Source organism: Pseudoalteromonas sp. MIP2626 (genome assembly GCF_013414205.1).
Lineage (GTDB): Bacteria > Pseudomonadota > Gammaproteobacteria > Enterobacterales > Alteromonadaceae > Pseudoalteromonas > Pseudoalteromonas nigrifaciens.
Genome location: NZ_JAATTW010000001.1, coordinates 325,504 through 349,407, shown reverse-complemented (window position 1 = coordinate 349,407; position 23,904 = coordinate 325,504). Strand labels below are relative to the sequence as shown.

Below are 23,904 nucleotides of genomic sequence, written 5' to 3'. Positions count from 1 at the left end.
ATCTATTATTAAGCTTAAGTGCTTAATAATAGAACTTATTTTTTGTTTTGAGAAGGAAACGACATAGCCATGTCCTCATCAATAGAACATAAAGTACAACAACTACTAGTGGTAGACGACGAGTATTTTAATTATGAAATACTCAAAGCAGCACTTAGCGCAAAGTTTGCTGTTAATTATGCCGATTCTGGAACAAGCTGTTTAGCCTCTGCTATTGCTAATCCACCCGATATTATTTTGCTTGATGTATGTATGCCAGGGCTGGATGGTTACGATACGTGTAGAATGCTTAAACATACACCTGAGACAAAAAACATCCCTATTGTTATGGTGTCTGGGCTGGAGTCACCGCTTGAAAAACAAGCTGGGTTTGACGCAGGCTGTGATGCTTATGTGGTTAAGCCGTTTTCTGTACCACTGTTGTTAGAGCAAATTAATAAAATAGTATAGGAAAAATTATGTTTACAGATGATAAGCGAAATTTTCGACGTATGCAGATCAATACTCCGGCAAAACTAACCACAATAGAGCCGATTGCTGGTTTAAATTATACTGCCGAATGCGTGGATTTGAGTGCGACTGGGTTGTCGTTGCATTTAGATGAGCTACTTGAGCCAAACACTATTTTATTGGTACATATAGACTCAACTCATCCGAGTATTGCGCCTTTAGATGCAACGGCTAAGGTGATACGCGCCAGCAAAGAAGATGACGGTACAATAACTGCTGGACTTGAGATAATACAGTTTAATTAGCTTTTTAGCTTAGGCAGCATGGTTATTACCCATTAAAATAGGTAATAACCATGCATAAATACTGATCAAGGCCTAGGCGTTAGTAAACCTTACAAATTAAGCCTTTTAAGTAAAAACCTTCAGGGTAACTACCCGCAATAGGATGATCGGCAGCTTGGTTTAAACGCTCCATAATAAGTAAGTCTTTACCAGCATCAAGGGCTGCATCAGCCACCACTTTTTGAAACAAATTTTGCTCCATTAAGCCCGAACACGAGAAGGTTAATAAGGTGCCACCTGGTTTTAATATTTGCATAGCAATCATGTTGATATCTTTATAGCCACGACACGCACCAGTAAGTTGTGCTTTGTTGTCGGCAAACTTTGGCGGATCCATTACTATAGTGTCAAACAATACACCGTCTTCGCGGTATTGACGCAGTAACTTAAATACATCTTGCTTCACAAAATCAACCTTATCTAAATCAAGATTGTTATGCTCAACATTGCGCTTAGCTGTATCGAGAGCTGGCTGCGATACATCTACGTTAGTTACGTGTTTACAGCCGCCACGCAGGGCATACAACGAAAATGTACCCGTGTAGCTAAAGCAGTTTAATACGGTTTTATCCTTAGAAAAGCGTTCAAGTGCAGCGCGGCTATCGCGTTGATCTAAATAAAAGCCGGTTTTATGGCCATCAATAATATCAACTTCAATTTTAAAGCCATTTTCTGCAATGAGTACTGGGGCAGTTGGTTCATTGCCCCATAATGCTCCTTTAATTGGCTCAAGGCCTTCTTTGGTACGTACTTCTACGTCTGAGCGCTCGTAAATGCTCATACCAGGGAATATAGCCATTAACGCGCCAACAATTTCACCTTTATGACGCTCAGCACCCGCGCTTAGTAATTGACACACTAATACGTTGTCAAACTTATCTATGGTAACGCCGGGTAAAAAATCAGATTCTGCGGCGCAGAGTCTAAAGCCGGTTAAACAACCTTCTTCGATTACTTGGCTACGGGCTTCTAGTGCACGGCGTAGGCGGCGTTCAAAAAAGTGTTGATCAATAACTTCTTTTTCGTCAAAGCTCCAAACACGGGCACGAATTTGTGAATGTGGGCTATAAGCTGCTGTTGCTAAAAATTTACCTTCACTGTCGTGAATAGTAACTGTGTCACCTAGGCCTGGTTTACCTTTAATTTTTTTGATGGCTTTGGAAAATAACCAAGGGTGTTTTCTTTTTAATGATTTATCGCGGCCAGCTTGCAGGTAAACGGCAGATGTCATAAAGCTTCTCAGTAGTAATAAATAAGCGCTGTATTTTAGTCAAGGCAAGGGCAACATACAATGAATGTTTTGCATGGAGCCCATAAATCGCGGTAAAGTATGGCTAATTCAATATGTTAATTAGGTATTTGGAACACGTTGTGACAGACATAATGTTAAGCCCTGAGCTGCAGCAGCTCAATTTACAGTGCAGAGCCTTTATTACCACACTAATTCATGCCGATGTGGCGCATGATATAACCCATATTGAACGCGTAGTTCGGGTTGCTATTAAATTGTGCGATGCAGAGCAAGCTAATATGAAGGTAGTGCTCCCGGCTGCATGGTTACACGACTGTGTTGCCGTGGCTAAAAACCACCCAGATAGGGCTAAAGCCTCTACTATGGCCGCCGATAAAGCGATTGCTTTTTTAGCTTCTATTAATTACGACGCGCAATTATTTACTCAAATTCATCATGCAATAGCGGCGCATAGCTTTAGCGCCAATATTAAAGTGAACTCAGTAGAAGCACAAATAGTGCAAGACGCAGACAGAATGGATGCACTAGGCGCGATTGGTATAAGCCGCTGCATGAAAGTAGGTGGCTCAATAAGTCGATTACTATATAACCCGGATGACCCATTTTGCCTACAACGCGAAGCAGATGATAAAAAATACACGCTTGATCACTTTTTTATTAAGTTATTACACATAGCTCAAAGCATGAATACTCCCTCGGCTAAGGCCGAAGCACTAAGACGCACTGAGTATATGCATGACTTTTTAGAGCAACTAAAGTCTGAAATAGGAGAGCAGCGTGAGTATACCTAAGCTAGCTGGGATTGATCATTGTCATTTAAATGTGGATGATTTAGCGCAAGCGGTTAAATGGTATGAGCGTGTTTTAGGTTTTAGTGTGGTTGAAGCGCTCGCCTTTTGGAATGAAGATGGCAAAGGGCCATTAACCCTTGAAGATGCAAATGCTACCACGCGTTTAGCGTTATTTACTGCACAGGGACGTAGTAAAGGCATTGCTTTTTTAGCCACTGGGGAGCAATTTATTGCATGGCTTGAGCATTTTGAACACCTGAATATTAAAACAGTATTAGCTGATCACGGCGTTACGTTTTCAATTTATTTTAAAGATAACAGCGGAAATAGCCATGAAATTACCTCTCATGACTATACGCAGATTAAAACTGTGTATCCGCAGGTATTATTAGGCTCGCATACAGCCAAAAAGAGCTAAATTAAAATCGCTCCTGATGAGCATTTTTTATGGCAATAATATCGTCAATTTTGCCAATAAATAGCTCAACCAATTGCGGGTCGAAGTGTTTACCGGCTTGTTGTTGCATATGTTCTATAGTTTGCTCTATGCTCCAAGGCTCTTTATAGGGGCGTTTTGAGGTAAGTGCATCAAATACATCGGCAATGGCAACAATACGGCCTTCCAGCGATATGGCTTCTCCTTTTAGGCCATTGGGGTAGCCAGTACCATCCCACTTTTCATGATGTTCAATTGCCAGCACATGCGCCAGTTGTAATAGTGGCGATGATGAATTTGCTAAAATTTGTGCACCAATTAAAGCGTGCTCTTTCATGTGGGTAAACTCATCGGCAGTTAACTTTCCGGGTTTTAGCAAAATGGCATCCGGAATACCTATTTTACCTACATCGTGCATAGGGGCTGCTTGGCGTAATAATTCGGCGTGTTGCTCATCCATACCCAGCGCCAATGCAAGTACTTTGCTGTATTGACTCATACGTATAATATGCTCACCGGTATCGGTGTCTTTATATTCTGCAGCACGACCTAAACGCTGTACTAAATCGACATGAGCTTGTTTTAGCTGCTCAGCTTGCACTAACGACAGGTGAGTTTTAACCCGTGCCCGTACAATAGCAGGGCTAATGGGTTTGGTTATATAGTCTACAGCGCCTAGTTCAAAACCCTTAAACTCATCACTTTCATCACTTAGTGCAGTAACAAAAATAATAGGAATATGCGATGTAGCAGGGTTAGCTTTAACAATTTGGCATACTTCAAAGCCATTCATATCGGGCATCATAATATCGAGTAAAATTAGCTTTGGCAGTTCTTTTTCAAGTAATGCTATAGCGGCAGCGCCCGATTTAGCAAACGACATCCTATATTGATTACCAAGCACCTCGCGCATTACTTTTAAGTTTGCAGGCTCGTCGTCAACAATTAATATACGCGGCTTATCTAGAATAAAATCCATTAATTAATTCTCCTTTATGGTTAACTTTTTAAGTAAATTTGCTAATTTAACTTGCGCGTTATCAAAGTCGAATTCATCAAAGGCACTGGCTATTTCATCTATATCTACTTGTACTGATACTATACATTTACGTTGTAACTGTTCGAGAAGATCATCATTAAGTTCGGCATTTTGTGCATCAGCATAGAGTTCTTGGCAAATATCTATCAGCTCAGCTGTTGATAACGGCTCAGCATTGTCGATAAGTTTGGCAGGCTCTTTACATATAGTGCTTGCTAATAATTGGCCGATAAGCGCCAATTCAGTTTTTATATCTGCCAAAGCGCTGGTTAGCGCAGCTTCATCGTCTGCGTTCTCTAAGCGCGTTAACAGTGTCATTAAGGTTAATAACCCTAAATTACCAGCCACGCCTTTTAAAGTATGAATAAGCGTATAAACACTTTTAATATCGCTTAGTTGGAGGTTAAATAAGCTTATAAATTGCTTTTCGTTGGTATTAATAAATTTAGTAATTTCGGTAAGCTGTTTACATTTAGAGCCCCACAAAGCTAACCCTTTTTCAAAGTCTATGTGCTTGGCATCGGGGTCGGTTTGCGCAATTAATGTTTCTTTGGCTAAGCTAAGTCCAAGCACCAGTGCTATTTCTTGATTAAGTTGGTTTATATCAACCGGCTTATTAGCAAACCCATTCATGCCTGCATTTTTAGCGGTTAGTTTATCTTGCTGTAACACGCTGGCTGTTAAGGCAATAATAGGCGTAAATTTTATTTGTTTTAGCTGCTCCAATTCACGAATTTTAATGGTGGCTTCAATACCGTCACATTCAGGCATATGAATGTCCATTAAAATGACATCAAAGTCTTGCTGATTAAACGCCTCAATTGCTTTTAAGCCGTTACTTGCAGTGCTTACTGTGTGTTGATCTCGCGAAAGTAATATAGAAAGTAGCTCTGTATTTTGCTCTATATCATCAACCACTAATATTCTAAGTGGAGGCAATTGGGTATGTAGGCCTTCAAAATAATCTATTTTATTTTCATCACCAACAGTAAAAGGTAATGAAAAGTAAAAGCAGCTGCCTTTATCAACTTCACTCACTAAATCAATTGAGCCATGCATAAGCTCTACTAATTGTTTACTTATTGTTGTACCTAAACCCGTGCCACCAAACCGACGTGTGGTCGTGCCATCGGCTTGCACAAAAGGCTGAAAAACCGCTTTAATACGATCTTTAGCAATACCAATGCCTGTATCTTGTACTTCAAAAAATAGGTGATTATTTTGTGTGGTACTTACGGTAACAGTAACAGCGCCTTGCTCGGTAAATTTAATGGCGTTACCAATAAGGTTTGTAAGTATTTGCCTAAGGCGGTCGGGATCACCGTAGTATGCGGTGCTAACTGATTTATTAATATTAAGCGTTAAATTAAGGTTTTTCTTTTTAGCTTCTAACCAAAAAGTGGAAATAATACTGTCGATAACGGGCTTTAAATTAAAATGCACAGGCTCAATGGTTAGTTTTCCACGTTCTAACTTTGCAGAGTCGAGAATCTCATTAAGCAGGCGCAGTAAAGAGCGTGCTGCACTATTAACCGTAACAAGGTGCTTTTGCTGCTCTTTACTTAGCGGTGTATCCATGAGCAGATCGCTAAAGCCAATAATTGCATTCATAGGGGTGCGTATTTCATGGCTCATATTTGCCATAAAAGATTGCTTAGCATTGGCAGCTTCTTCTGCTTGCAGTTTAGCGTGCTCTAATTTTGCTTCATACTCTTTGCGCTCAGTAATATCAACAAGTACACCATCAATCCACTGTGCAACATCGGTATTATTAAAGTCAAAACTACCTTTCTCTAATACCCATACAGTTGCGCCGTTGCGATGGCGAATTCTATATTCAACAGAGTATTGACGCTTTTCGGTAACGGCATTAGTGAGCGTGGTAATAATCATTTGTTGATCAGACTTTAAAATCAGGTCTGTAAACTCAATGTGTTGCTCAATAAATTCATCCGGTGTATAGCCAGTTAAATCCAATATACTTGGGCTAACAAATAGCATGGTCCAGTTAGTATCAAATTTACATCTAAAGGCAACGCCTGGCATATTTTGCATTAATGAGCGATATTTTTGCTCATTTTCAACGACCGTTTTTTGTAGTGCTCGTTGCTGCGTTAAGTCAGTAATAAAGCCAACATACAAAGGAGGTTGTCCAGTTTGCGTCACTTGGCCAATACCAAGGCGCACAGGGATCAAATGGTTATCTTTATGTTTGGCAAAAGTATCGCGGTTTATGCCTATAATACCGCTTAAATCAAGAGTCATATCGCCAGACGATGACGCATTGTTTAGGGCGTTATTATCATTTAAAAGAATCTGTACACTTTTACCTTGTAACTCATGTTCTTGCCAACCTAAAATCTTACTCGCAGCATCATTAAAGCTTAAAATAATACCTTGATGATCAATAGTCACAATGCCATCTATTGCTGTTTCTAATATGGCGTTTAACCGCGACTCGTCGGCTGATTTTTCTTCAAGTAGCAGTTTATAGCGTACCATGCCATTAATCACAGCAACCACACTGGTTATTGCAACAGTTGCAGTGGCAACCGCAATAGCAACAAATGTAAGCCCTGCAGACGCATTTTCGTCTGCGTAAATAAGTGGGGAGGTTGCTACAAAACGAGTTGCTGCCATACCCATATAATGCATACCAGTAACGGCAAAGCCTAATATAACGGCGCTGGTTGAGCGAATTTGTAACTGCGATAACCGAGGGAAAATTATTTCAAGATTAAAGCGGCTATATAAAGCTATAAACGATAGGGTAACGGCCACCAAAATAGACAACCCAAACATAACTGGGTCATACCTTAGCATAGGCGCAAGCTCCATCGCCGCCATACCACTGTAATGCATGGTGCCAATACCCGAGCCTAATAATACCGAGCAAACAGCTAATACTTTAAAGTTACCATTGCTTTTTACCAGTATAGATACTGCATATTGGCACGCCAAAAATGCGGGTATGAAAGAGAGTAAGGTAATAGTTGGGTTATATTTAATGTTAGTACACAAAGAAAAAGCCAACATACCAATAAAATGCATGCTCCAAATACCCGCAGAAAAAACAGCAGCTGCGGTTACGGTAGCTAAACGTTGATAGCTTGGGAAAGTAGTTTTTTTAGCTAAGTCAATGAGTTTTGTAGTAAAAAAAGCGGCAAATATCACTATTAAAACTGAAAGAGAAACCAAGAGAGGATCGTAAACCCCGTTTATAATTAAACTAGGATCTTGGTCAGTAATAAAGAAAGCTGATAACATGGCGGCTCTAAATAGGCATTTTAATCGCGTAGTTTAATAGAATTAATTAATTAATAAACAGTTAATTTTATGATTGCTTATTAAGCTATAAATAAACAACGCTGCATTAATTAACTATTAGACGAAAAGTAGCCCCTAGCTAGTACAGTGTGAGAGATTAATTTGTTTGCTTACCAACTAAAAAAAAGTACCCGACGAAAGACCGTCGCTATTAAAGTGCATAATCAAAATGTAACGGTATATGCACCCCATCACGTACCAAAAAAAATGCTCGATAACTGGTTATTAGAAAAAAAATCATGGATTGAGGCGCAGCTGCAAAAGCAGCTTACTTTGGTTGATACAAAACAGTATCCACTTAAGGACAAAAAAATCTGGATTTTTTCAGAGGCAATTAATTTAACGTTTCAGCAAGGCAATACCTCTACAGTGGAACGCCAACAAGATGGCCTGCTTATTACCGTTTCTGCTCGTGTTAAGCATCAGCAGCAAAAGTACCAATTACTTTTAGAGGCGTATTTAAAAGAGCAGTTAACCGCATACATTGAAATGCGACTTAATGACTTTTGCACGCAAATGCAAGAAGCGCTACCTAACGATTTAAATATTGCAGTTTATAAACGCAAATGGGGAAGTTGTAATAGTAAAAGGGCGCTAACATTTAACTTATTATTGATTGGTGCACCCCATAGCATTATTGATTATGTAATAGTGCATGAGCTGGCGCATTTACGGTATTTAAATCATAGCAAAGCATTTTGGCAGCGCGTGGCACAATTTTGTCCCGACTATAAAGCAAGTACGTTATGGCTAAAACAACATGGTATGAGTTTACAATGGGTATTTTAATGTTTAACTAAGAAAAAACACGGAGATTACTAACAAGGAATGTAGTAACTATATAACTAGGAAATAAGTAGAAAAGTGGTGGAGGGAGCTGGATTCGAACCAGCGAAGGCTGAGCCGTCAGATTTACAGTCTGATCCCTTTGGCCGCTCGGGAACCCCTCCACACTAATTTTGTTACATTTGGCCCCACTTAACTTAGCGGTAAGAAAAGTGGTGGAGGGAGCTGGATTCGAACCAGCGAAGGCTGAGCCGTCAGATTTACAGTCTGATCCCTTTGGCCGCTCGGGAACCCCTCCAATGCAACGGCGCTGATAATAGCAAACATCGTATTTAAGTAAAGAAAAAAGCTAAAGAAAAATGAAATAAAGCCGATAAATAGGTATTACTTACTTCAATCGGCTAAAGTCTATGCAAATCGGTGATTTGTTAATCACAGAGAGTCAGCTCAATACTCGACTCAATAAAAGTGTGCATGAAAAGCGCCGAGGAGAGTTTGCGCTTTTACTCGCTATGCTATCTCATGATGCACTCGATTTTAGCCAATTCCATTTACCAAAAACAGAAATTGAAGATTCAACTGTTGGCGAAGACACCCTTCGTAAACAAATTGGAGCAGGTCCAAAGCAACTTTTAGCGCCAGATAAGTTTGATATGTTGATAGGGCAGTTTAACGCCTCACTATTAATGCAAGCAGGGGAACGCGCTGGAATGGGCGATATTAAATTAAATCACTGTTTAAACCCTGAACCACTGTTTATAAGAGATGATGTAAGCCATATTCCGCTTCAGGTGCGTGATAATTGTGAATTAGCAGTGCGCAGGCGTATAAATAACACACAAACGCAACTATCTAACCCGCAACTCGATGCTGCTGCCTTTTACGAAAGCCTAAATAATGATGCGCTACACCACCCATTGCATGTAGTAAGTGCCTAATTATAAAGCATACGCTGTAACTGCTTTGCAATCACCAATCATATTAATAGGGCTTTGCAAACGATTGTGCCACCACTCTAACTATTAAGTTACTTGTCTGTAATATAAAGCTGCTAACTTTCTACACTTAAGCGCATTTTAGCGATACTTTATTTTATTAATGGATTAATAATTGATTTAATATAAAAAAAGCATCCAAAAATTAAATGCAATTGCTATAATAGGCTCAAATGGTATGACATTAAATGCCGTTATCATTAAACCAAGGTAATTAGGAACGTAATGAAGAAAATATTCACGCTAAATCACGAGAAAATCAAATATCCTCGTATGGTTGACGCCGCAAAGCATGAAGTGAAAAAATATTTGAAAAGAGAGCGTAACAAAACTCTACCACTCGATGCTGATTACTGGGCGTTTGATTGTAAGTTTGGTAATACCGCTGAAGATGCACAAGTAGTGCACGTTGCAGAGCTTAGTAATCATATAAGCGAAATAGAAAAGCAAAGCTTAACTTCTTTTTATGTAGAAATTTTAGCGCGCCCAGCTCAACGTCAACAACCAGATTTGGATGACGACGAATAAGACGCTTATAAAGTAATTTGCGTAATTTTTAAAATGGGCCCTAGTGGCCCATTTTTTGTTTGTACGTTTATACAAACGCGATTTAAAACTTGAGCATTCAAGTACAAGCAGCTTATAAGCAGTGCTTACTTTCAGTATTACCCTGAAAATTATGGCCGTGATTTTCTAAAACAATTAACAACAACTCTGTATCGCCATTTTTATATTTGGTTGTAAGTTTGATTAAAAACCCAACTTTAATACATTTGCATAACATAAGGCTGTATTATACTGTGATAGTTAATAATTATAGAAAACAGTAGTATTTATGCCATTAAATTATGCCGATAGCGATTTAAAACTTAGCCTTAAAGCCTCAAAAGTCCTCATTGTAGATGATCAGTTACTCAGCTTAATTGTACTGAAAAAAATACTATCAAAGCACTTTATTGTTAATACCGCCAACAGCGGTGAAGAAGCAGTTGAAATATGTAAATCAAATACTCCCGATATCGTACTGCTTGATATTTCAATGGACGGCATATGCGGTATAGAAACCTGTTTAAAACTTAAAACGACGACACAAACCCAAGATATTCCCGTTATATTTGTTACCTCCTTTGAAAACCAAGAAGAGGACTGCTGGGAAGCGGGCGCGGTAGACTTTATTCAAAAACCGATTAACCCAGAAACCTTATACAGAAGAGTAAGAGCGCACTTAACTATTAAGCTGCAACATGACTTATTAAGCCAAAAAGTGTTTCTTGATGACTTAACTAAAGTATTTAACCGTCGTTATTTTGATACTCATATTAATAAAATACAATTGAGTGCATTAAGAGAGAATGCAGAATATGCTTTATTACTTATGGATATTGATTACTTTAAGCAATACAACGATATTTATGGACACGTAGAAGGCGACGCTGTTTTACACTTAGTTGCTCAAACAATTGCCAACAGCCTACAAAGGCCAAGCGATTTTGTTGCTCGATATGGCGGCGAAGAATTTGTGGTTGTGCTACCGCATACCAACGAGGAAGGCGCTCGCTGTGTTGCTGAAAAAATTAAAAGTAACATATCCGGCTTGGGTGTTTTACATAAGTACTCAGAGTTTGAATTTGTCACTATAAGTATAGGTGGGGCTACGTTATTGCAATCAGACGAAGGCAGCATAGATATTTTGCAACGCGCAGATAAAAAAATGTACGCCGCTAAAGCACAAGGGCGAAATAAGGTGTGCTTTTAAAGCGCAGCGAGCCCAGTAGCAAAATATACGGTAGAGCAGTTATTAACGCAGTAGGCCTATAGGTATGTAAGTAAATAGCCAATAGCTGCTCGAAAGTAAAATTTTATTTTAGCCATACACCGCTTCATAACAGCGATTGCTAGGTATGGCTATTTGTATTTAAGGTTTAGTTGCCTGTAATTACCTACTTTACTCACCGCACAGTTAGTTGCAGTTTGTTATATGCTATGACACTTTTTATATTTTTTGCCACTTTGGCAAGGACAGTTATCATTTCTGCTTATTTTAATATCGGCTACCGGAAATAGTGTGCCTTCAAGGTAGCGCCACTGCCCATCTTGTTTAATAAACAACGACTTTTCGTGCAACTCGCAATATAGGTTTTGGTAAAAGTAATTTACTTTAAATGTTACAAAGCCTTCGCTTGCATCGTGCTCAGTGTCGATAACGGTTAGCTTTATAAAGCGGCAGCTATCTGCAAAGTCTTTAATCTCTTTTACAGGGTTTTCTGCCTGCTTTTCACTTGCATAAGTTTGATAAACATAAGTTGCATTTTTAAGTACATATGCACTGTAGCGAGCACGCATAAGTTGCTCAGGTGTTTCAGCTATTTTTGATGCTAAATGAAGTGGTTCACAGCAGTCAGCATAGTTTTGCTGGCTGCCACAAAAGCAAGGAGAAGTCGTTAATGAGGTCATAATACTAATATAAAGTGTTTAAAACACGAGTTTAACAAGCTTATTGAGTCAGTGGTATCTCAAGGTTGTGAGTATTTTTAGTAAAACAGTAAAGCTTAGTATTTGTAGTGCTTAAATTTAATGATAGCTGTGTCAGCTGTTGATCATTAATAATATCGGTCCAGGTAATAACCGCAGCAAAGTTTCCGTTGTGTAGCGCCGAGCTAAGTACATATTCTAAGTTTACTAAATGTTTTTGCCTGATCACCAGTAATTTGCTGGTATCAATGGAGCATGAATCAAGTAAAGCTTTACTTGGTACATGGTCAGGTGCAATCAGCAGTGTCCATGCATTTAAGCTATTGTATTGGTGTAATACTTTAAGCAATTCAAAGGTTGCTGAAATTTCATCTTCAATTTGAATTAAATTCACACAATCACTTTTATCGTCTTGCTGATAACTTTTAACGGTTCTTACGGTAATAGGCTGTAACATAAATCTCTCACTCACTGGGTTTTTATACAGTACCTGTATACAGTAGTTTATACAGTGTTATGGTGCAAGTGTTTTTTTGCTAATTATTTGTACAGTCATTCAGTTTTAAATTTTCACACGGATAAAAAAACAAAAATAACTATTAAAAACAGAGCGTTAATATTTTAGATTTGTACTTTATATTTTTTACTAAAATTATGCGGCGAATAACACCTATACAGTGCTTTATGCTCTATTATTTACGTTAAAGTAAAACTAATTATTTAGCATGTAAGCACGGTAATTATTATTTTTAAAACCTAAAGTACATACGTATTACCGTGTCATATTTATTATTTCAGCTACTTCAATAACTTAATGCATAACAAGGTAAAATGTCCGGTATTTCGCTATTTTTATGCTAAAATCTCGCCACTTTTTACTACCTTAAGTTTGTTATGCTCGAAGCCTTATTTAAAATCCGCGCAAATGATTCCTCAGTACAACGTGAATGTGTTGCCGGTATGACTACTTTTATTACTATGGTTTATATTGTTTTTGTTAACCCAGCAATGCTTGCCCAAGCAGGAATGGATCAAGGCGCTGCGTTTGTAGCTACATGTATTGCAGCTGCAATAGGCTGTTTTATTATGGGCCTATGGGCCAATTATCCGTTAGCGTTAGCACCAGGTATGGGATTAAATGCTTTTTTTACCTATGGCGTTGTTTTAGGAATGGGTTATACCTGGGAAGCGGCATTAGGTGCTGTGTTTATGTCGGGTTGTATATTTTTATTTTTAAGCTTATTTAAAGTACGAGAGTGGATTATTAATGCCATTCCACTGGTGCTTAAACAAGCAATAGCGACCGGTATTGGTGCTTTTTTAGCGCTAATTGCGCTTAAAAGTGCAGGGATCATAGTATCTAGCCCAGCAACCTTAGTACAGCTAGGTGATATTACTGCGCCTGGGCCATTACTTGCTATTTTAAGTTTTTTTGTGATTGCGGCATTGTTATATCGCGACTTTAAAAGTGGTGTGTTAATTAGTATTTTACTAGTAACTGGTATTGCTCTGGCTTTTGGTTTGGTTGAATATCAGGGGGTTATGTCTATGCCGCCGTCAATTTTACCAACTTTTATGCAACTTGATTTTAGTGCTGCATTTGAGCTTTCAATGTTGAGTGTTATTTTTGCATTTTTATTTGTAGATTTATTTGATACCTCGGGCACCTTAGTTGCGGTCACGCAAAAAGCAGGGCTTGCAGATGAAAAAGGCAATATGCCACGTTTAGGGCGCGCCCTTAGTGCTGATAGCACTGCAACTATTGCCGGTGCAATGTTAGGTACATCTACTACTACATCTTATATAGAGTCGGTGGCTGGTGTTTCTGTAGGAGGACGCACAGGCTTAACAGCCGTTGTTGTGGGTATTTGTTTTTTATTGATGATGTTTTTTGCGCCACTAGCGCAAATGGTGCCAGCCTATGCTACTGCCGGTGCTATTTTATATGTTTCGGTACTTATGCTACAAAACTTAAAGTTTGTAAACTGGGACGACATGACAGATGCCATTCCTGTTAGTGTGGTGTTATTAATGACCCCGCTGACATTTTCTATTGCTCATGGTATTGCGCTTGGGTTTATTTCTTACACCGCGGTTAAAGTGTTATGCGGTAAAAAGGATCAAGTAAGTATTAGTGTGTGGATTTTAACGGCATTGTTTATTGTTAAGTTTGCATTTTTATCTTAAAAAACTTATTTATCTATCAATAAAAAAAAGCCCATACAAAATTGTATGGGCTTTTTTTATAAATTTTAGTGCCAATTTACCATTTCTTTTTCGGAGCAAATAATATGTCTAGGTCATCTTGCTCTTGCTCAGTTTTCTTTTTAAGTGCACTGGCATTAGATGCTCTTAACTCAACACTAATAGCTTCTAAGTAGCCTTCTACTTCTTGGTATTTAGCAGTTACATATGGATCGCTATACGATACCGCACTGAGTGAAGCATGGGCTTTTTCAAAATACTGCCTAGCTGAACCTACCATGCCTGCAGAGCGCGCCGATAAACCACGTTTAATTTGGCTTTCAATATTTATTTGTAACTGCAGTTTTTCCATTCGTTTGTCTTCAATTACAAATAGTTGGCTATCGAGGTTACCTTTATTGTGCTCAGAGCGTAGAATAATACGTAATTTTTTTATGCCCTGTATTAGCGATACCAATTGCTTATCGTTACTTGGCAGTGAAAGCGATTCGCTATTGCTTCCTTGAACTGGGTTGTTTAAACGCTCTTTCGCTTCATTTAAACGGTTTTTTAATATTTTAGAACCAGGTGAAAGCGATACCATGGTACTAAGCGCATCATGATTACGACGCTGTAAAACACGAAGTGTGTTATCTGAAAACGGGATATTAGCGTTATTCATTAACGCTTCCTCGGTTTCCTCAATGATAGCTTTTTGTTTGGTTAGTTCTTTACGGCGATCAGCTTCTTGTTTTTCTTTATGCTGTTGCACCGCACTTACCCAAAGCGCAATCACAATAAGAGCAACAATGAGTATAATTATAATAGAGACGATCATGTTACAGTTCTCGGGTTCTAAACCTAATTGCTCAATCTTACATTAAATATATAAGAACAGGAAAACTTTGCGCTAATTAACTATAAAAGCAGGCTAAGAAAGCGTTTAAATCTTAATGCTTTATATGATAATCATTGCTATCTGAAGTATATTTATTGTGCTAGCCTAAGCCTATATTTATTAAATACGATATTATCAATTAAAACCTACCATTTGTCGGGTGGTCAGTTTTTAAAGATAAAGTATTTACCCCCTCAAAAACGAATAATAACGAAAATACATAGCTATGAAATTACAACAACTTAGATATATTGTAGAAGTTCAAAATCATAAATTAAATGTCTCAGCAACAGCTGAAAGTTTATTTACCTCACAACCAGGTATTTCTAAGCAAGTGCGCATGCTTGAAGATGAGTTAGGTATTCAAATTTTTGGTCGCAGTGGTAAACATTTAACGCATGTAACGAGTGCCGGTGAAGAAGTCATTAATATATCGCGCGAAATCCTCTCAAAAGTGGAAGGTATTAAAGCGGTTGCTCATGAGCATACTTTACCTGATCAAGGTAAGCTTAATATTGCCACTACTCATACCCAAGCACGTTACGCATTGCCGAATGTTATTAAAGGGTTTATGAAAAAATACCCCGCAGTGTCACTTCATATGCACCAAGGTACACCGCAGCAAATATCAGATGCAGCTGCACGTGGCGATGCCGACTTTGCTATTGCAACAGAAGCGCTACACTTATATTCAGACCTTGTTATGCTGCCTTGTTATCATTGGAACCGTAGTATTGTGGTGGCAAAAGACCACCCATTAGCTAAAAAAGCCAATAGTATAACCGTGGCTGATATTGCAAAATATCCGCTTATTACTTATGTATTTGGCTTTACTGGCCGCTCAGAACTAGATAAAGCATTTAGTGCCCATGGGCTTGAGCCGCACATAGTATTTACCGCCACCGATGCCGACGTTATTAAAACGTATGTACGCTTAGGATTAGGTGTTGGAGTGGTTGCGTCAATGGCGATTGACCAGGTCAGTGATACAGATTTAGTGTGTATTGATGCCAGCCATTTATTTGAAGCGAGTACCACTAAAATTGGTTTTAGAAAAGGCAGTTTTTTACGCACTTATATGTATGACTTTATTGAACGCTTTGCACCACACTTAACAAAAGAGCGAGTAGAGCGTGCTAACTTATTACGCAACCAAGAGGATGTTGATAAGTTATTTGCTGATATAGAATTGCCAGTTAAATAATTGTTTTAGTGTCGAGTATTTTAGGTGTTTAGTATTTAGCTATCTATATTAAAGTTACTAATAAAAAAGGCGCCTGTTTTTAAACAGGCGCCTTTTTTAATTATAATTAAGTGTGTTAACACTCAATTATATTAACGGCTAAACCACCACGAGCGGTTTCTTTATATTTAGTTTTCATATCGTTACCGGTTTCGAGCATAGTTTTAATCACTTTATCGAGTGATACTTTTTGCTCACCACTACCACGAATTGCAAGGCGTGACGCATTAATTGCTTTTATCGCGCCCATGGCGTTGCGTTCAATACACGGTACTTGCACTAAGCCACCAACTGGGTCACACGTAAGCCCTAAGTTATGCTCCATGCCAATTTCGGCGGCATTTTCTACTTGCACTACATTACCACCTACAATTTCGGTAAGTGCGCCTGCAGCCATTGAGCAAGCCACGCCCACTTCACCTTGGCAACCTACTTCGGCACCCGAAATAGAGGCGTTCTTTTTATATAAAATACCGATAGCGGCGGCGGTTAATAAATAACGCGTAACTATATCGCGATCGACTTCTTTTATAAAAGTATGATAATACATAAGTACTGCTGGTAAAATACCCGCTGCGCCATTGGTAGGCGCGGTTACAACACGGCCGCCTGCGGCGTTTTCTTCATTTACAGCTAAAGCAAATAAGTCGACCCAATCCATAGCACGTAGGGGGTCGTTACTTACTTCAACATTAAGTTTTAAATGTAAATTAGGAGCACGACGTTTTACTTTTAAACCGCCTGGTAAAATCCCTTCGGTACGCATACCACGCTCAATACAGGCTTTCATTACCTGCCAAATATTAAATAACTCGTCTTTAATGTCGTTTTCGCTGCGTAGTGTTTTTTCGTTATGCATCATTAAAGTAGATACACTGAAACCCGACTCTTTACACATTTCCAGTAATTCTTGTGCGCTACCAAACGGAAAAGGTGCAGGGTTTTCTTCACGAATATCAAGCGCTGCTTGTTTTTCGTTTTCAAAATCTTGATCGGTAACAATAAAGCCACCGCCAATTGAGTAATAAATTTGGCTATAAACCTTCTCGCCATTATTAGAGGCAATAATTTCCATTGCATTAGAGTGCTTAGGTAGCGTTTTACGACGGTGAAAAACAATAGCCCCTTGCTTTGGGAATTTAGCCTTATGCGTTTGATTTAAATAAATAACTTGTTCTTTTTCAATTGTGGCTAAAATAGTATCAACCAAATCGGCGTCGATGGTTTCAGGATCATACCCAGCAAGGCCAAGTATTACTGCTTTACCCGAGCCGTGGCCAATACCAGTTTGGCCTAACGATCCATATAGCTCTACTTTAATGTCGGTAACGTTTGCTAATAATTGTTTTTCTTGTAGGTCATTAACAAATAAACGAGATGCGCGCATTGGGCCAACGGTATGTGACGAAGAAGGGCCAATACCAATACTAAACATATCAAATGCACTTATCATAATGTGTCTCTTCTGTGTTTACTCAGCACTAGGCTGCTTTTTTGAACGGTCGTGTATAGTAACGCTAAATTGTGACTATGTAACCATTAATCAAGAACATTTAAACTGGTAAGGCGAGTTGTTTTGTAAAGTTTTTAATGATGCTTGCAGTTGCACCCCAAAGTAAACCATGTGGGGTATTGTAACCATATAAAATAATGGTTTTACCAAAACGCTGAAAAGGCAGGGGCTGCCAATTAGCCTCGTTAGTTAAATCACGCAGTGGTAATAAAAAACTAGCTTGTACCTCATTATGATCGTTCTCCCAAATAGTGTGTTTATTAAGCATGCCAACAAAAGGGCTAATGTTAAAGCCGGTGAGTGTTGAGTACAAAGGTAATTGGCCAAATACTTTAACATTACTGGGCGTAATATTTAGCTCTTCATGTAGTTCACGCAGGGCAGTAGTGCGAAGCGTAATATCACTTGCTTCAAACTTACCACCGGGCAAGCAAATTTCACCGGGATGATGGTGCAAATAAATAGGGCGCTTACACAGTAAAATATGCGCATGATCATCTACATCAATAAGCGGCAACATGACTGCGCTGGCACGCTTTTTAGGGGTATCTATTCCTTGATCTGGCGCTGCCGTAGGGCTTAACTGAAACCGCGCTATAATGTGTTCACTATTCAAAGCGACCTACTGTTATTTATAATAATGGAAGTATTTTATTTACTTTATCGTATGTTTCTTGATATTCCAATGCAACTTTAGAATCAGCTACTATGCCACCACCGGCCCAGCAGTGTATTTGTTGAGCGTGGCATACTAAAGTACGAATAGTAATGCTGGTATCCATGTTACCACAAGCACTTAAATAGCCTATTGAACCACAATAAATACTGCGACGATGCGGTTCAAGTTCTTCAATAATCTCCATTGCTCTCACTTTAGGCGCGCCAGTAATCGAGCCCCCAGGAAATGCTGCAGCGAGTTGATCAACCGCCGTTTTACCCTCTGCCAATGTAGCTGTAACGGTACTAACTAAATGATGCACCGCCGGAAAGCTCTCAATAGCAAATAACGAGGGCACCTGAACCGATCCTGGTTTGGCTACTTTACCTAAATCGTTTCGTAATAAATCAACAATCATTACATTTTCGGCGCGATCTTTGGCAGAGTTTGCCAATAATTGTGCTTGTTGGGCGTCTTGCTGCGGATCCGCTTTTCGCGGTAACGTGCCTTTAATCGGCTTAGTTTGCACTTGGTTATCGCTTACTAATATAAAACGCTCCGGAGAAATAGACAAAATTGCGCCTTGCGGATGGTTTATAAAGCTAGAAAACGGCGCTTTATTCGCTGCTGTTAATTTAACGTAGGCAGCCCAAGGCGAGCCTTCATATTGGGCACTAAAACGCTGTGCTAAATTTATTTGATAGCAATCGCCTGTTTTTAAATAATCTTCAATTACGGCAAATTTTTGCGCATAATCAGCGCGGCTCATATTAGATTGCCACGCCGTTTTAAGTGCAAAGCTAGGCATAATGGCAGGTTGTGCTAAATACTGCTGATAAAGTGCTAAGCGATTAACCTTAGGCTGGGCAATATAAAACCAACTGTTTTGTTGTTTATCGTATATGAGTGCATCTAAGTACAAGCCAACGGCCATTTGTGGCAAGTCTATATCGTTTATAGCGCTACTTGGGAGGTTTTCAAGTGTGCGGCCTAAGTCATAACCCAAATAACCCAGCCAGCCACCACTAAAGGGTAGGTTGTTGGCCGCTTTGTTGTTATTAAGTTTTAGCAGTTCGCTGTTCATTATTTCAAAGCAGCTTCTTGCATCGGGTTGGTTATTTAAAATACTGAGGTTGTTTTGTACTTCCAGTGTGCTTTTGGGCTCGATGGCAATAATATCAAAACGACTGTCTACATGCTCACTATTGGCCGAATCGAGTAAAATGGCATAAGGCAAGTGGGCAAAATGCGCAAATACATCAATACAGCTTTGTGTTATGGCTAATTTTATACAATTATTTTTATTGTTTAGCATTTACTACCCCTTTAAGAACTGGCTCGAAACGGGCGAGGAGGGTATCATAAGTCAAATTTTTTTGGCAGCGTTTAGTTGCTTCCCAAATTAAAAACAGTGCAAACCACCGTCACCGGTTTGATATAGCTTACGCGACACCGCGTAACGGTAACTTAAGGAACCACTATGAGTACAATCCGTCAGCAAGACTTTATAGATAGCATTGAAGATGCTTTGCAGTATATTTCCTTCTATCATCCCCTTGATTTTGTTCAAGCGCTTGAAAAAGCCTATAACAAAGAACAAAGTAAAGCAGCAAAAGATGCCATCGCACAAATTCTAATTAACTCGCGTATGTCGGCTGAGGGCAAGCGTCCGCTTTGCCAAGACACAGGTATTATTACCTGTTTTGTTAAAGTAGGTATGGATGTTAACTGGGATAAAACCGATTTAACCGTTCAACAAATGGTTGATGAAGGCACACGCCGTGCATACTTAAATCCAGACAACCCGCTGCGCGCCTCTATTGTTGCAGACCCTGCAGGTACTCGTAAAAACACCAAAGACAATACCCCTTCAGTTGTACATATAGATTTAGTAGCGGGCGGTAAGGTTGAAGTAATGGTAGCGGCTAAAGGCGGCGGCTCTGAAAACAAAAGTAAAATGGTTATGTTAAACCCATCTGACGATGTGGCAGAATGGGTAGAAAAAACGCTACCTACAATGGGCGCAGGCTGGTGTCCGCCTGGCATGCTAGGTATAGGTATTGGTGGTACGGCTGAAAAAGCGGCAGTAATGGCTAAAGAGTCGTTAATGGATCCGGTAGATATTCATGAATTAATGGAACGCGGTGCAGAAACCACAGAAGAAAAGCTACGTTTAGAAATATTTGAACGCGCTAATAAATTAGGTATTGGCGCACAAGGCTTAGGCGGTTTAACAACGGTTGTTGATGTTAAAATTAAAACAGCACCAACGCATGCAGCGTCAAAACCGGTCGTGATGATCCCTAACTGTGCGGCTACTCGCCACGTACACTTTACCCTTGATGGTTCAGGCCCAGCAAACCTAAAAGCACCTAAGTTAGAAGATTGGCCACAAGTAACCTTTGAAGTGGGCGAAGGCACACGTCGTGTTGATTTAAATACCTTGACCAAAAAAGATGTGCAAGAATGGAAAATGGGTGAAACTGTTTTACTTTCGGGTACTATTTTAACGGGTCGAGATGCCGCGCATAAGCGTTTGCAAGACATGATCAACTCAGGCGAAGGTTTACCTAAAGGCGTAGACTTCGATAATAAATTTATTTATTACGTAGGCCCAGTAGATGCTGTACGTGACGAAGCAGTGGGCCCTGCGGGTCCGACAACGGCTACGCGTATGGATAAATTTACCGATATGATGCTAGAAAAAACCGGCATTGTAGGCATGATAGGTAAAGCAGAGCGTGGTCCTGCTACGGTTGAGTCTATTAAGCAGCATAAGTCAGTGTACTTAATGGCAGTTGGCGGCGCGGCGTATTTGGTATCTAAAGCAATTAAAAAAGCACGTGTTGTTGCTTTTGAAGATTTAGGTATGGAAGCCATCTACGAGTTTGAAGTAGAAGATATGCCAGTAACAGTCGCTGTTGATAGCGAAGGCGCTAATGCGCATACGCAAGGCCCTGCAATTTGGAAAGCTAAAATTGAAGAGCTAGATAGTAAGCTAAAGTAACTTAACTTACTTAATTTACTAAATATACAAAGCGAGCCCAGTGCTCGCTTTTTGTTTAACTTAAACTAAATAACCTGATCTCTGGATAATAAACCTATCTCAAACAGCTATTTTCAGCGCTAACTGCGTTGAATTCACTGAAAATCTCTGGCTAGAGAAAATAAAGATAAATATAACTATGATTCAATACGTTAGTAAATCTCTTAACCAGAGTTCAGGTTAAATAACCTGTTCTATTGCCCGTAATTTAATTTGCTTAGCAAAAGAGTAAACAGCTCTGACCAGTTCTCCTAAACCAACACCTTTTAAGGCAAGCCTGTGCAGCATAAGCGTTTGCATATTATGCTTGCGTGTAATTTAAACTTTACAGTTACTTGGTGTGTTACGTTCACGTAAGCGTAAACTTTGTGGTATTTGTTGTTTTTAGCATTTAAAACTTAAATACGCTACTTTTTAGTGTTTTTTATGTGCTTTATTGCTTTTATTTGGTTATTTAATTCAATACCGTTTTGCGCTTGGGTTTATCCTCTCATGGTATAGCGAAGCGTTATCCGAAGTGATAAAGTCTCGGCAATTTCATGCATGCATACCCTTTAAGGGTAACTATTTCGGAGTATTAAAAGTGGTTGTGTTTAATCAAGTTGAATTTGATAACCATGAACAAGTGGTTTTTTGTACTGATAAAGAGTCGGGTTTAAAAGCAATCATTGCGGTACATAATACTAACCTAGGTCCGGCAGTGGGCGGATGTAGAATGTGGGATTATGCAAATGATGAAGATGCAGTTTACGACGTGCTGCGTTTATCCAAAGGCATGACCTATAAAAATGCAGTTGCGCGCTTGCCATTTGGTGGCGGTAAATCTGTGATTATTGGTAATGCTAAAGAAATTAAATCTGAGCAATTATTCCGTGCTTTTGGTCGTCAATTAGAGCGATTAAACGGCAGCTACTATTCAGCTGAAGATGTAAATATCAACTGCGACGATGTTGCAATGATGAACAAAGAAACCAGTTATGTACTTGGCCTTGAAGGCAAAAGTGGTAACCCATCACCATTTACAGCATACGGTACGTTTTTAGGTATAAAAGCGGCATTAAACCATCAGCGTGGTCATCAAAACTTTGCTGGTATTAAAGTAGCAGTACAAGGGTTAGGGACAGTTGCTTATACTTTATGTAAGCATTTGTCAGAGGCAGGCGCTGAGCTATATGTTACTGATATTAACCAAGCAGCAATTGACCGTGTTGTTAATGAATTTGGTGCTACAGCCGTTGGCATTGACGAAATTTACGATTTAGACGTAGACGTGTACGCACCTTGTGCACTAGGTGCAACTATAAACGATGCAACTATACCGCGCCTTAAAGCTACTATAATTGCAGGCTGTGCCAATAACCAGTTGGCACAATCGCGCCATGGTGAAATTATTCGTGAGAAAGGTATTTTATATGCACCAGATTACGTAATTAACGCCGGTGGTATTATTAATGTTTATTATGAAACGCTACCAGAAGGGTACAGTGCTGCTGCGTCAAATAAACATGTTGAAGGTATTTTTGATACCCTAACTGAAATTTTTGCGCGTAGTGAAAAAGAGCAAAAATCTACGCATTTAATTGCTGATGAGCTTGCACAAGAGATCCTTAAAAACGGTCTTTAATCGGCTAAATAAGTTAACCGTAAATATTAGGGCGTGCAATTGCACGCCTTTTTTTTGTTTATACGTTAAACTTAATTTTTTATTTTATGTGTTTATTTATCTATGTCTTCTTCGCCTGTTTCTATGCAGCCTATTGATTTTGATAGCTGGCCCCGTAAACAACATTTTGAGTTGTTTAAACACTTTTCTCAACCTTACTTTAATGTGTGTGTACAGCTAAACGCGAAGGCCTTATATAATTACTGTAAAGCGCATCAGCTGTCTTTTTTTCAGGCCTATACTTATGCCACACTTAAAGCGTGCCATGCGTACCCGCCAATTATGCTGCGTATTATTAATGATAAGCCATGGTTACTAAGTAACACCCGCGCTAGTGTGGTTGAGCTGGCAGCAGATGACTCGTTCAGGTTTAGTTACTTTAGTGATAAGGCCAACTTTACTGAGTTTGCCGTGCATGCCAGCGCAGTTAGTTTTAATGCTAAATCGCAGCCTTTATTTTCTGACGCCTTTGCACAAACCGAAGGGCAGGCCGACTTAATTCATATTTCGGTGTTACCTTGGCTAAATTTTAGTGCTTTTTCGCATGCGTTTAGTGAAGGGAAATGTTTAGGGATCCCTAAATTTGTATTTGGTCAGCTTAATAAACAGCAGCAAACTATGCCCTTAGCCATTGATGTACATCACTCTTTAATGGATGGTTTACACGTGGCAAAGTTTATAAACATTTTACAAGATACATTTGATAACTTTTGTAAAGATTAGTTAATGAAATGCTACTGCAGGCTGTGGTAGTATTTTCTTAGTTTAGCTGGTTTTGGTTGGTTTTTAATCACTTAGGATTGCTTT

22 protein-coding genes and 2 tRNA genes are annotated in these 23,904 nt (G+C 39.2%); 13 read left to right on the top strand and 11 right to left on the bottom strand.

The window, feature by feature from the left end:
• Positions 1–69 precede the first annotated feature (69 nt).
• The gene (locus HC000_RS01550; RefSeq protein ID WP_086998104.1) at positions 70–450 is read left to right on the top strand and encodes a response regulator; all 381 of its coding nucleotides are present in this window, start codon (positions 70–72) and stop codon (positions 448–450) included.
• A gap of 8 nt (positions 451–458) precedes the next feature.
• Positions 459–755 carry a PilZ domain-containing protein gene (locus tag HC000_RS01545; protein WP_179806741.1) on the top strand — a complete coding sequence of 99 codons (297 nt, stop codon included), beginning with the start codon at positions 459–461 and terminating at the stop codon, positions 753–755.
• A gap of 79 nt (positions 756–834) precedes the next feature.
• Here the strand turns inward: HC000_RS01545 and HC000_RS01540 are convergent, their stop codons facing one another.
• Entirely contained in the window at positions 835–2,025 is a 1,191-nt protein-coding gene (locus HC000_RS01540) for a class I SAM-dependent methyltransferase (RefSeq protein WP_179806740.1), read from the bottom strand.
• A gap of 140 nt (positions 2,026–2,165) precedes the next feature.
• Here HC000_RS01540 and HC000_RS01535 point away from each other — a divergent pair, with 140 nt between their 5' ends.
• Both HC000_RS01535 and HC000_RS01530 read left to right on the top strand, forming a co-directional pair.
• Positions 2,166–2,837: an HD domain-containing protein gene (locus HC000_RS01535; protein WP_041454389.1), complete on the top strand. Its 672-nt coding sequence runs from the start codon at positions 2,166–2,168 to the stop codon at positions 2,835–2,837.
• Positions 2,824–3,255 (top strand): VOC family protein, encoded by a 432-nt coding sequence (locus HC000_RS01530; RefSeq protein WP_086993303.1) that lies wholly within the window; start codon positions 2,824–2,826, stop codon positions 3,253–3,255. Before HC000_RS01535 ends, HC000_RS01530 begins: the two co-directional genes overlap by 14 nt.
• A 1-nt stretch (position 3,256) precedes the next feature.
• On the opposite strand, the gene HC000_RS01525 is transcribed toward HC000_RS01530, so the two are convergent.
• Together HC000_RS01525 and HC000_RS01520 are read right to left on the bottom strand one after the other, a co-directional pair.
• On the bottom strand, positions 3,257–4,252 hold the full coding sequence (locus HC000_RS01525; protein ID WP_179806739.1) for a two-component system response regulator: 996 nt from the start codon (positions 4,250–4,252) through the stop codon (positions 3,257–3,259).
• A gap of 3 nt (positions 4,253–4,255) precedes the next feature.
• Positions 4,256–7,579, bottom strand: a complete 3,324-nt coding sequence (locus HC000_RS01520; RefSeq protein ID WP_179806738.1) for an MHYT domain-containing protein — start codon at positions 7,577–7,579, stop codon at positions 4,256–4,258.
• 162 nt (positions 7,580–7,741) lie between these two features.
• On the opposite strand from HC000_RS01520, the gene HC000_RS01515 reads away from it, so the two are divergent.
• Complete coding sequence (locus tag HC000_RS01515; RefSeq protein WP_179806737.1) at positions 7,742–8,428, top strand: SprT family zinc-dependent metalloprotease; 687 nt, start codon at positions 7,742–7,744, stop codon at positions 8,426–8,428.
• Between the two features lie 76 nt (positions 8,429–8,504).
• On the opposite strand, the gene HC000_RS01510 is transcribed toward HC000_RS01515, so the two are convergent.
• A tRNA-Tyr gene (locus HC000_RS01510) sits at positions 8,505–8,589 on the bottom strand.
• A gap of 49 nt (positions 8,590–8,638) precedes the next feature.
• A tRNA-Tyr gene (locus HC000_RS01505) sits at positions 8,639–8,723 on the bottom strand.
• 112 nt (positions 8,724–8,835) lie between these two features.
• Here HC000_RS01505 and HC000_RS01500 point away from each other — a divergent pair.
• From HC000_RS01500 to HC000_RS01490, 3 genes are all read left to right on the top strand, one after another.
• A complete protein-coding gene (locus HC000_RS01500) occupies positions 8,836–9,363 on the top strand; it encodes a VC2046/SO_2500 family protein (RefSeq protein ID WP_179806736.1) in 528 nt (175 codons plus the stop codon).
• A 282-nt stretch (positions 9,364–9,645) separates the two neighbouring features.
• The gene (locus tag HC000_RS01495; protein WP_011327840.1) at positions 9,646–9,948 is read left to right on the top strand and encodes a DUF6172 family protein; all 303 of its coding nucleotides are present in this window, start codon (positions 9,646–9,648) and stop codon (positions 9,946–9,948) included.
• 307 nt (positions 9,949–10,255) lie between these two features.
• Entirely contained in the window at positions 10,256–11,176 is a 921-nt protein-coding gene (locus HC000_RS01490; RefSeq protein WP_179806735.1) for a diguanylate cyclase, read from the top strand.
• Positions 11,177–11,394: 218 nt separating this feature from the next.
• Here the strand turns inward: HC000_RS01490 and HC000_RS01485 are convergent, their stop codons facing one another.
• Together HC000_RS01485 and HC000_RS01480 are read right to left on the bottom strand one after the other, a co-directional pair.
• A complete protein-coding gene (locus tag HC000_RS01485; RefSeq protein WP_179806734.1) occupies positions 11,395–11,874 on the bottom strand; it encodes a YchJ family protein in 480 nt (159 codons plus the stop codon).
• A 40-nt stretch (positions 11,875–11,914) separates the two neighbouring features.
• Entirely contained in the window at positions 11,915–12,349 is a 435-nt protein-coding gene (locus HC000_RS01480; protein WP_011327844.1) for a SulA-like leucine-rich domain-containing protein, read from the bottom strand.
• Positions 12,350–12,786: 437 nt separating this feature from the next.
• On the opposite strand from HC000_RS01480, the gene HC000_RS01475 reads away from it, so the two are divergent.
• A complete protein-coding gene (locus HC000_RS01475; RefSeq protein WP_050754470.1) occupies positions 12,787–14,079 on the top strand; it encodes an NCS2 family permease in 1,293 nt (430 codons plus the stop codon).
• A gap of 76 nt (positions 14,080–14,155) precedes the next feature.
• Here HC000_RS01475 and HC000_RS01470 read toward each other — a convergent pair whose 3' ends face one another.
• Entirely contained in the window at positions 14,156–14,914 is a 759-nt protein-coding gene (locus tag HC000_RS01470; protein ID WP_179806733.1) for a hypothetical protein, read from the bottom strand.
• A 286-nt stretch (positions 14,915–15,200) separates the two neighbouring features.
• Here HC000_RS01470 and cysB point away from each other — a divergent pair, with 286 nt between their 5' ends.
• Complete coding sequence (gene cysB / locus HC000_RS01465) at positions 15,201–16,178, top strand: HTH-type transcriptional regulator CysB (protein WP_011327847.1); 978 nt, start codon at positions 15,201–15,203, stop codon at positions 16,176–16,178.
• A gap of 115 nt (positions 16,179–16,293) precedes the next feature.
• Here cysB and HC000_RS01460 read toward each other — a convergent pair whose 3' ends face one another.
• The 3 genes from HC000_RS01460 to pabB all read right to left on the bottom strand — a co-directional run bounded on the left by HC000_RS01460 (position 16,294) and on the right by pabB (position 19,703).
• Entirely contained in the window at positions 16,294–17,670 is a 1,377-nt protein-coding gene (locus tag HC000_RS01460; protein ID WP_011327848.1) for an L-serine ammonia-lyase, read from the bottom strand.
• 100 nt (positions 17,671–17,770) lie between these two features.
• Positions 17,771–18,346 (bottom strand): CoA pyrophosphatase, encoded by a 576-nt coding sequence (locus HC000_RS01455; RefSeq protein WP_011327849.1) that lies wholly within the window; start codon positions 18,344–18,346, stop codon positions 17,771–17,773.
• Positions 18,347–18,362: 16 nt separating this feature from the next.
• Positions 18,363–19,703 (bottom strand): aminodeoxychorismate synthase component I, encoded by a 1,341-nt coding sequence (pabB, locus tag HC000_RS01450; RefSeq protein ID WP_089368018.1) that lies wholly within the window; start codon positions 19,701–19,703, stop codon positions 18,363–18,365.
• A 165-nt stretch (positions 19,704–19,868) separates the two neighbouring features.
• On the opposite strand from pabB, the gene HC000_RS01445 reads away from it, so the two are divergent.
• The 3 genes from HC000_RS01445 (at position 19,869) to HC000_RS01435 (ending at position 23,820) form a co-directional block, all read left to right on the top strand.
• Positions 19,869–21,395 carry a fumarate hydratase gene (locus HC000_RS01445; protein WP_011327851.1) on the top strand — a complete coding sequence of 509 codons (1,527 nt, stop codon included), beginning with the start codon at positions 19,869–19,871 and terminating at the stop codon, positions 21,393–21,395.
• A 622-nt stretch (positions 21,396–22,017) separates the two neighbouring features.
• Positions 22,018–23,058 carry a Glu/Leu/Phe/Val dehydrogenase gene (locus HC000_RS01440; RefSeq protein ID WP_089368020.1) on the top strand — a complete coding sequence of 347 codons (1,041 nt, stop codon included), beginning with the start codon at positions 22,018–22,020 and terminating at the stop codon, positions 23,056–23,058.
• A gap of 123 nt (positions 23,059–23,181) precedes the next feature.
• Positions 23,182–23,820, top strand: a complete 639-nt coding sequence (locus HC000_RS01435; RefSeq protein ID WP_080516808.1) for a chloramphenicol acetyltransferase — start codon at positions 23,182–23,184, stop codon at positions 23,818–23,820.
• Positions 23,821–23,904: the final 84 nt, after the last annotated feature.

Excerpts from the sequence above, each read along its gene's own strand:
- cysB (WP_011327847.1), top strand. The coding sequence starts at position 15,201 with ATGAAATTACAACAACTTAGATATATTGTAGAAGTTCAAAATCATAAA.
- HC000_RS01480 (WP_011327844.1), bottom strand. The coding sequence starts at position 12,349 with ATGTTACAGCCTATTACCGTAAGAACCGTTAAAAGTTATCAGCAAGAC.
- HC000_RS01470 (WP_179806733.1), bottom strand. The coding sequence starts at position 14,914 with ATGATCGTCTCTATTATAATTATACTCATTGTTGCTCTTATTGTGATT.
- HC000_RS01445 (WP_011327851.1), top strand. The coding sequence starts at position 19,869 with ATGAGTACAATCCGTCAGCAAGACTTTATAGATAGCATTGAAGATGCT.
- HC000_RS01435 (WP_080516808.1), top strand. The coding sequence starts at position 23,182 with ATGCAGCCTATTGATTTTGATAGCTGGCCCCGTAAACAACATTTTGAG.
- HC000_RS01545 (WP_179806741.1), top strand. The coding sequence starts at position 459 with ATGTTTACAGATGATAAGCGAAATTTTCGACGTATGCAGATCAATACT.
- HC000_RS01500 (WP_179806736.1), top strand. The coding sequence starts at position 8,836 with ATGCAAATCGGTGATTTGTTAATCACAGAGAGTCAGCTCAATACTCGA.
- pabB (WP_089368018.1), bottom strand. The coding sequence starts at position 19,703 with ATGCTAAACAATAAAAATAATTGTATAAAATTAGCCATAACACAAAGC.
- HC000_RS01460 (WP_011327848.1), bottom strand. The coding sequence starts at position 17,670 with ATGATAAGTGCATTTGATATGTTTAGTATTGGTATTGGCCCTTCTTCG.
- HC000_RS01485 (WP_179806734.1), bottom strand. The coding sequence starts at position 11,874 with ATGACCTCATTAACGACTTCTCCTTGCTTTTGTGGCAGCCAGCAAAAC.
- HC000_RS01520 (WP_179806738.1), bottom strand. The coding sequence starts at position 7,579 with ATGTTATCAGCTTTCTTTATTACTGACCAAGATCCTAGTTTAATTATA.
- HC000_RS01490 (WP_179806735.1), top strand. The coding sequence starts at position 10,256 with ATGCCATTAAATTATGCCGATAGCGATTTAAAACTTAGCCTTAAAGCC.
- HC000_RS01540 (WP_179806740.1), bottom strand. The coding sequence starts at position 2,025 with ATGACATCTGCCGTTTACCTGCAAGCTGGCCGCGATAAATCATTAAAA.
- HC000_RS01475 (WP_050754470.1), top strand. The coding sequence starts at position 12,787 with ATGCTCGAAGCCTTATTTAAAATCCGCGCAAATGATTCCTCAGTACAA.
- HC000_RS01495 (WP_011327840.1), top strand. The coding sequence starts at position 9,646 with ATGAAGAAAATATTCACGCTAAATCACGAGAAAATCAAATATCCTCGT.
- HC000_RS01525 (WP_179806739.1), bottom strand. The coding sequence starts at position 4,252 with ATGGATTTTATTCTAGATAAGCCGCGTATATTAATTGTTGACGACGAG.
- HC000_RS01550 (WP_086998104.1), top strand. The coding sequence starts at position 70 with ATGTCCTCATCAATAGAACATAAAGTACAACAACTACTAGTGGTAGAC.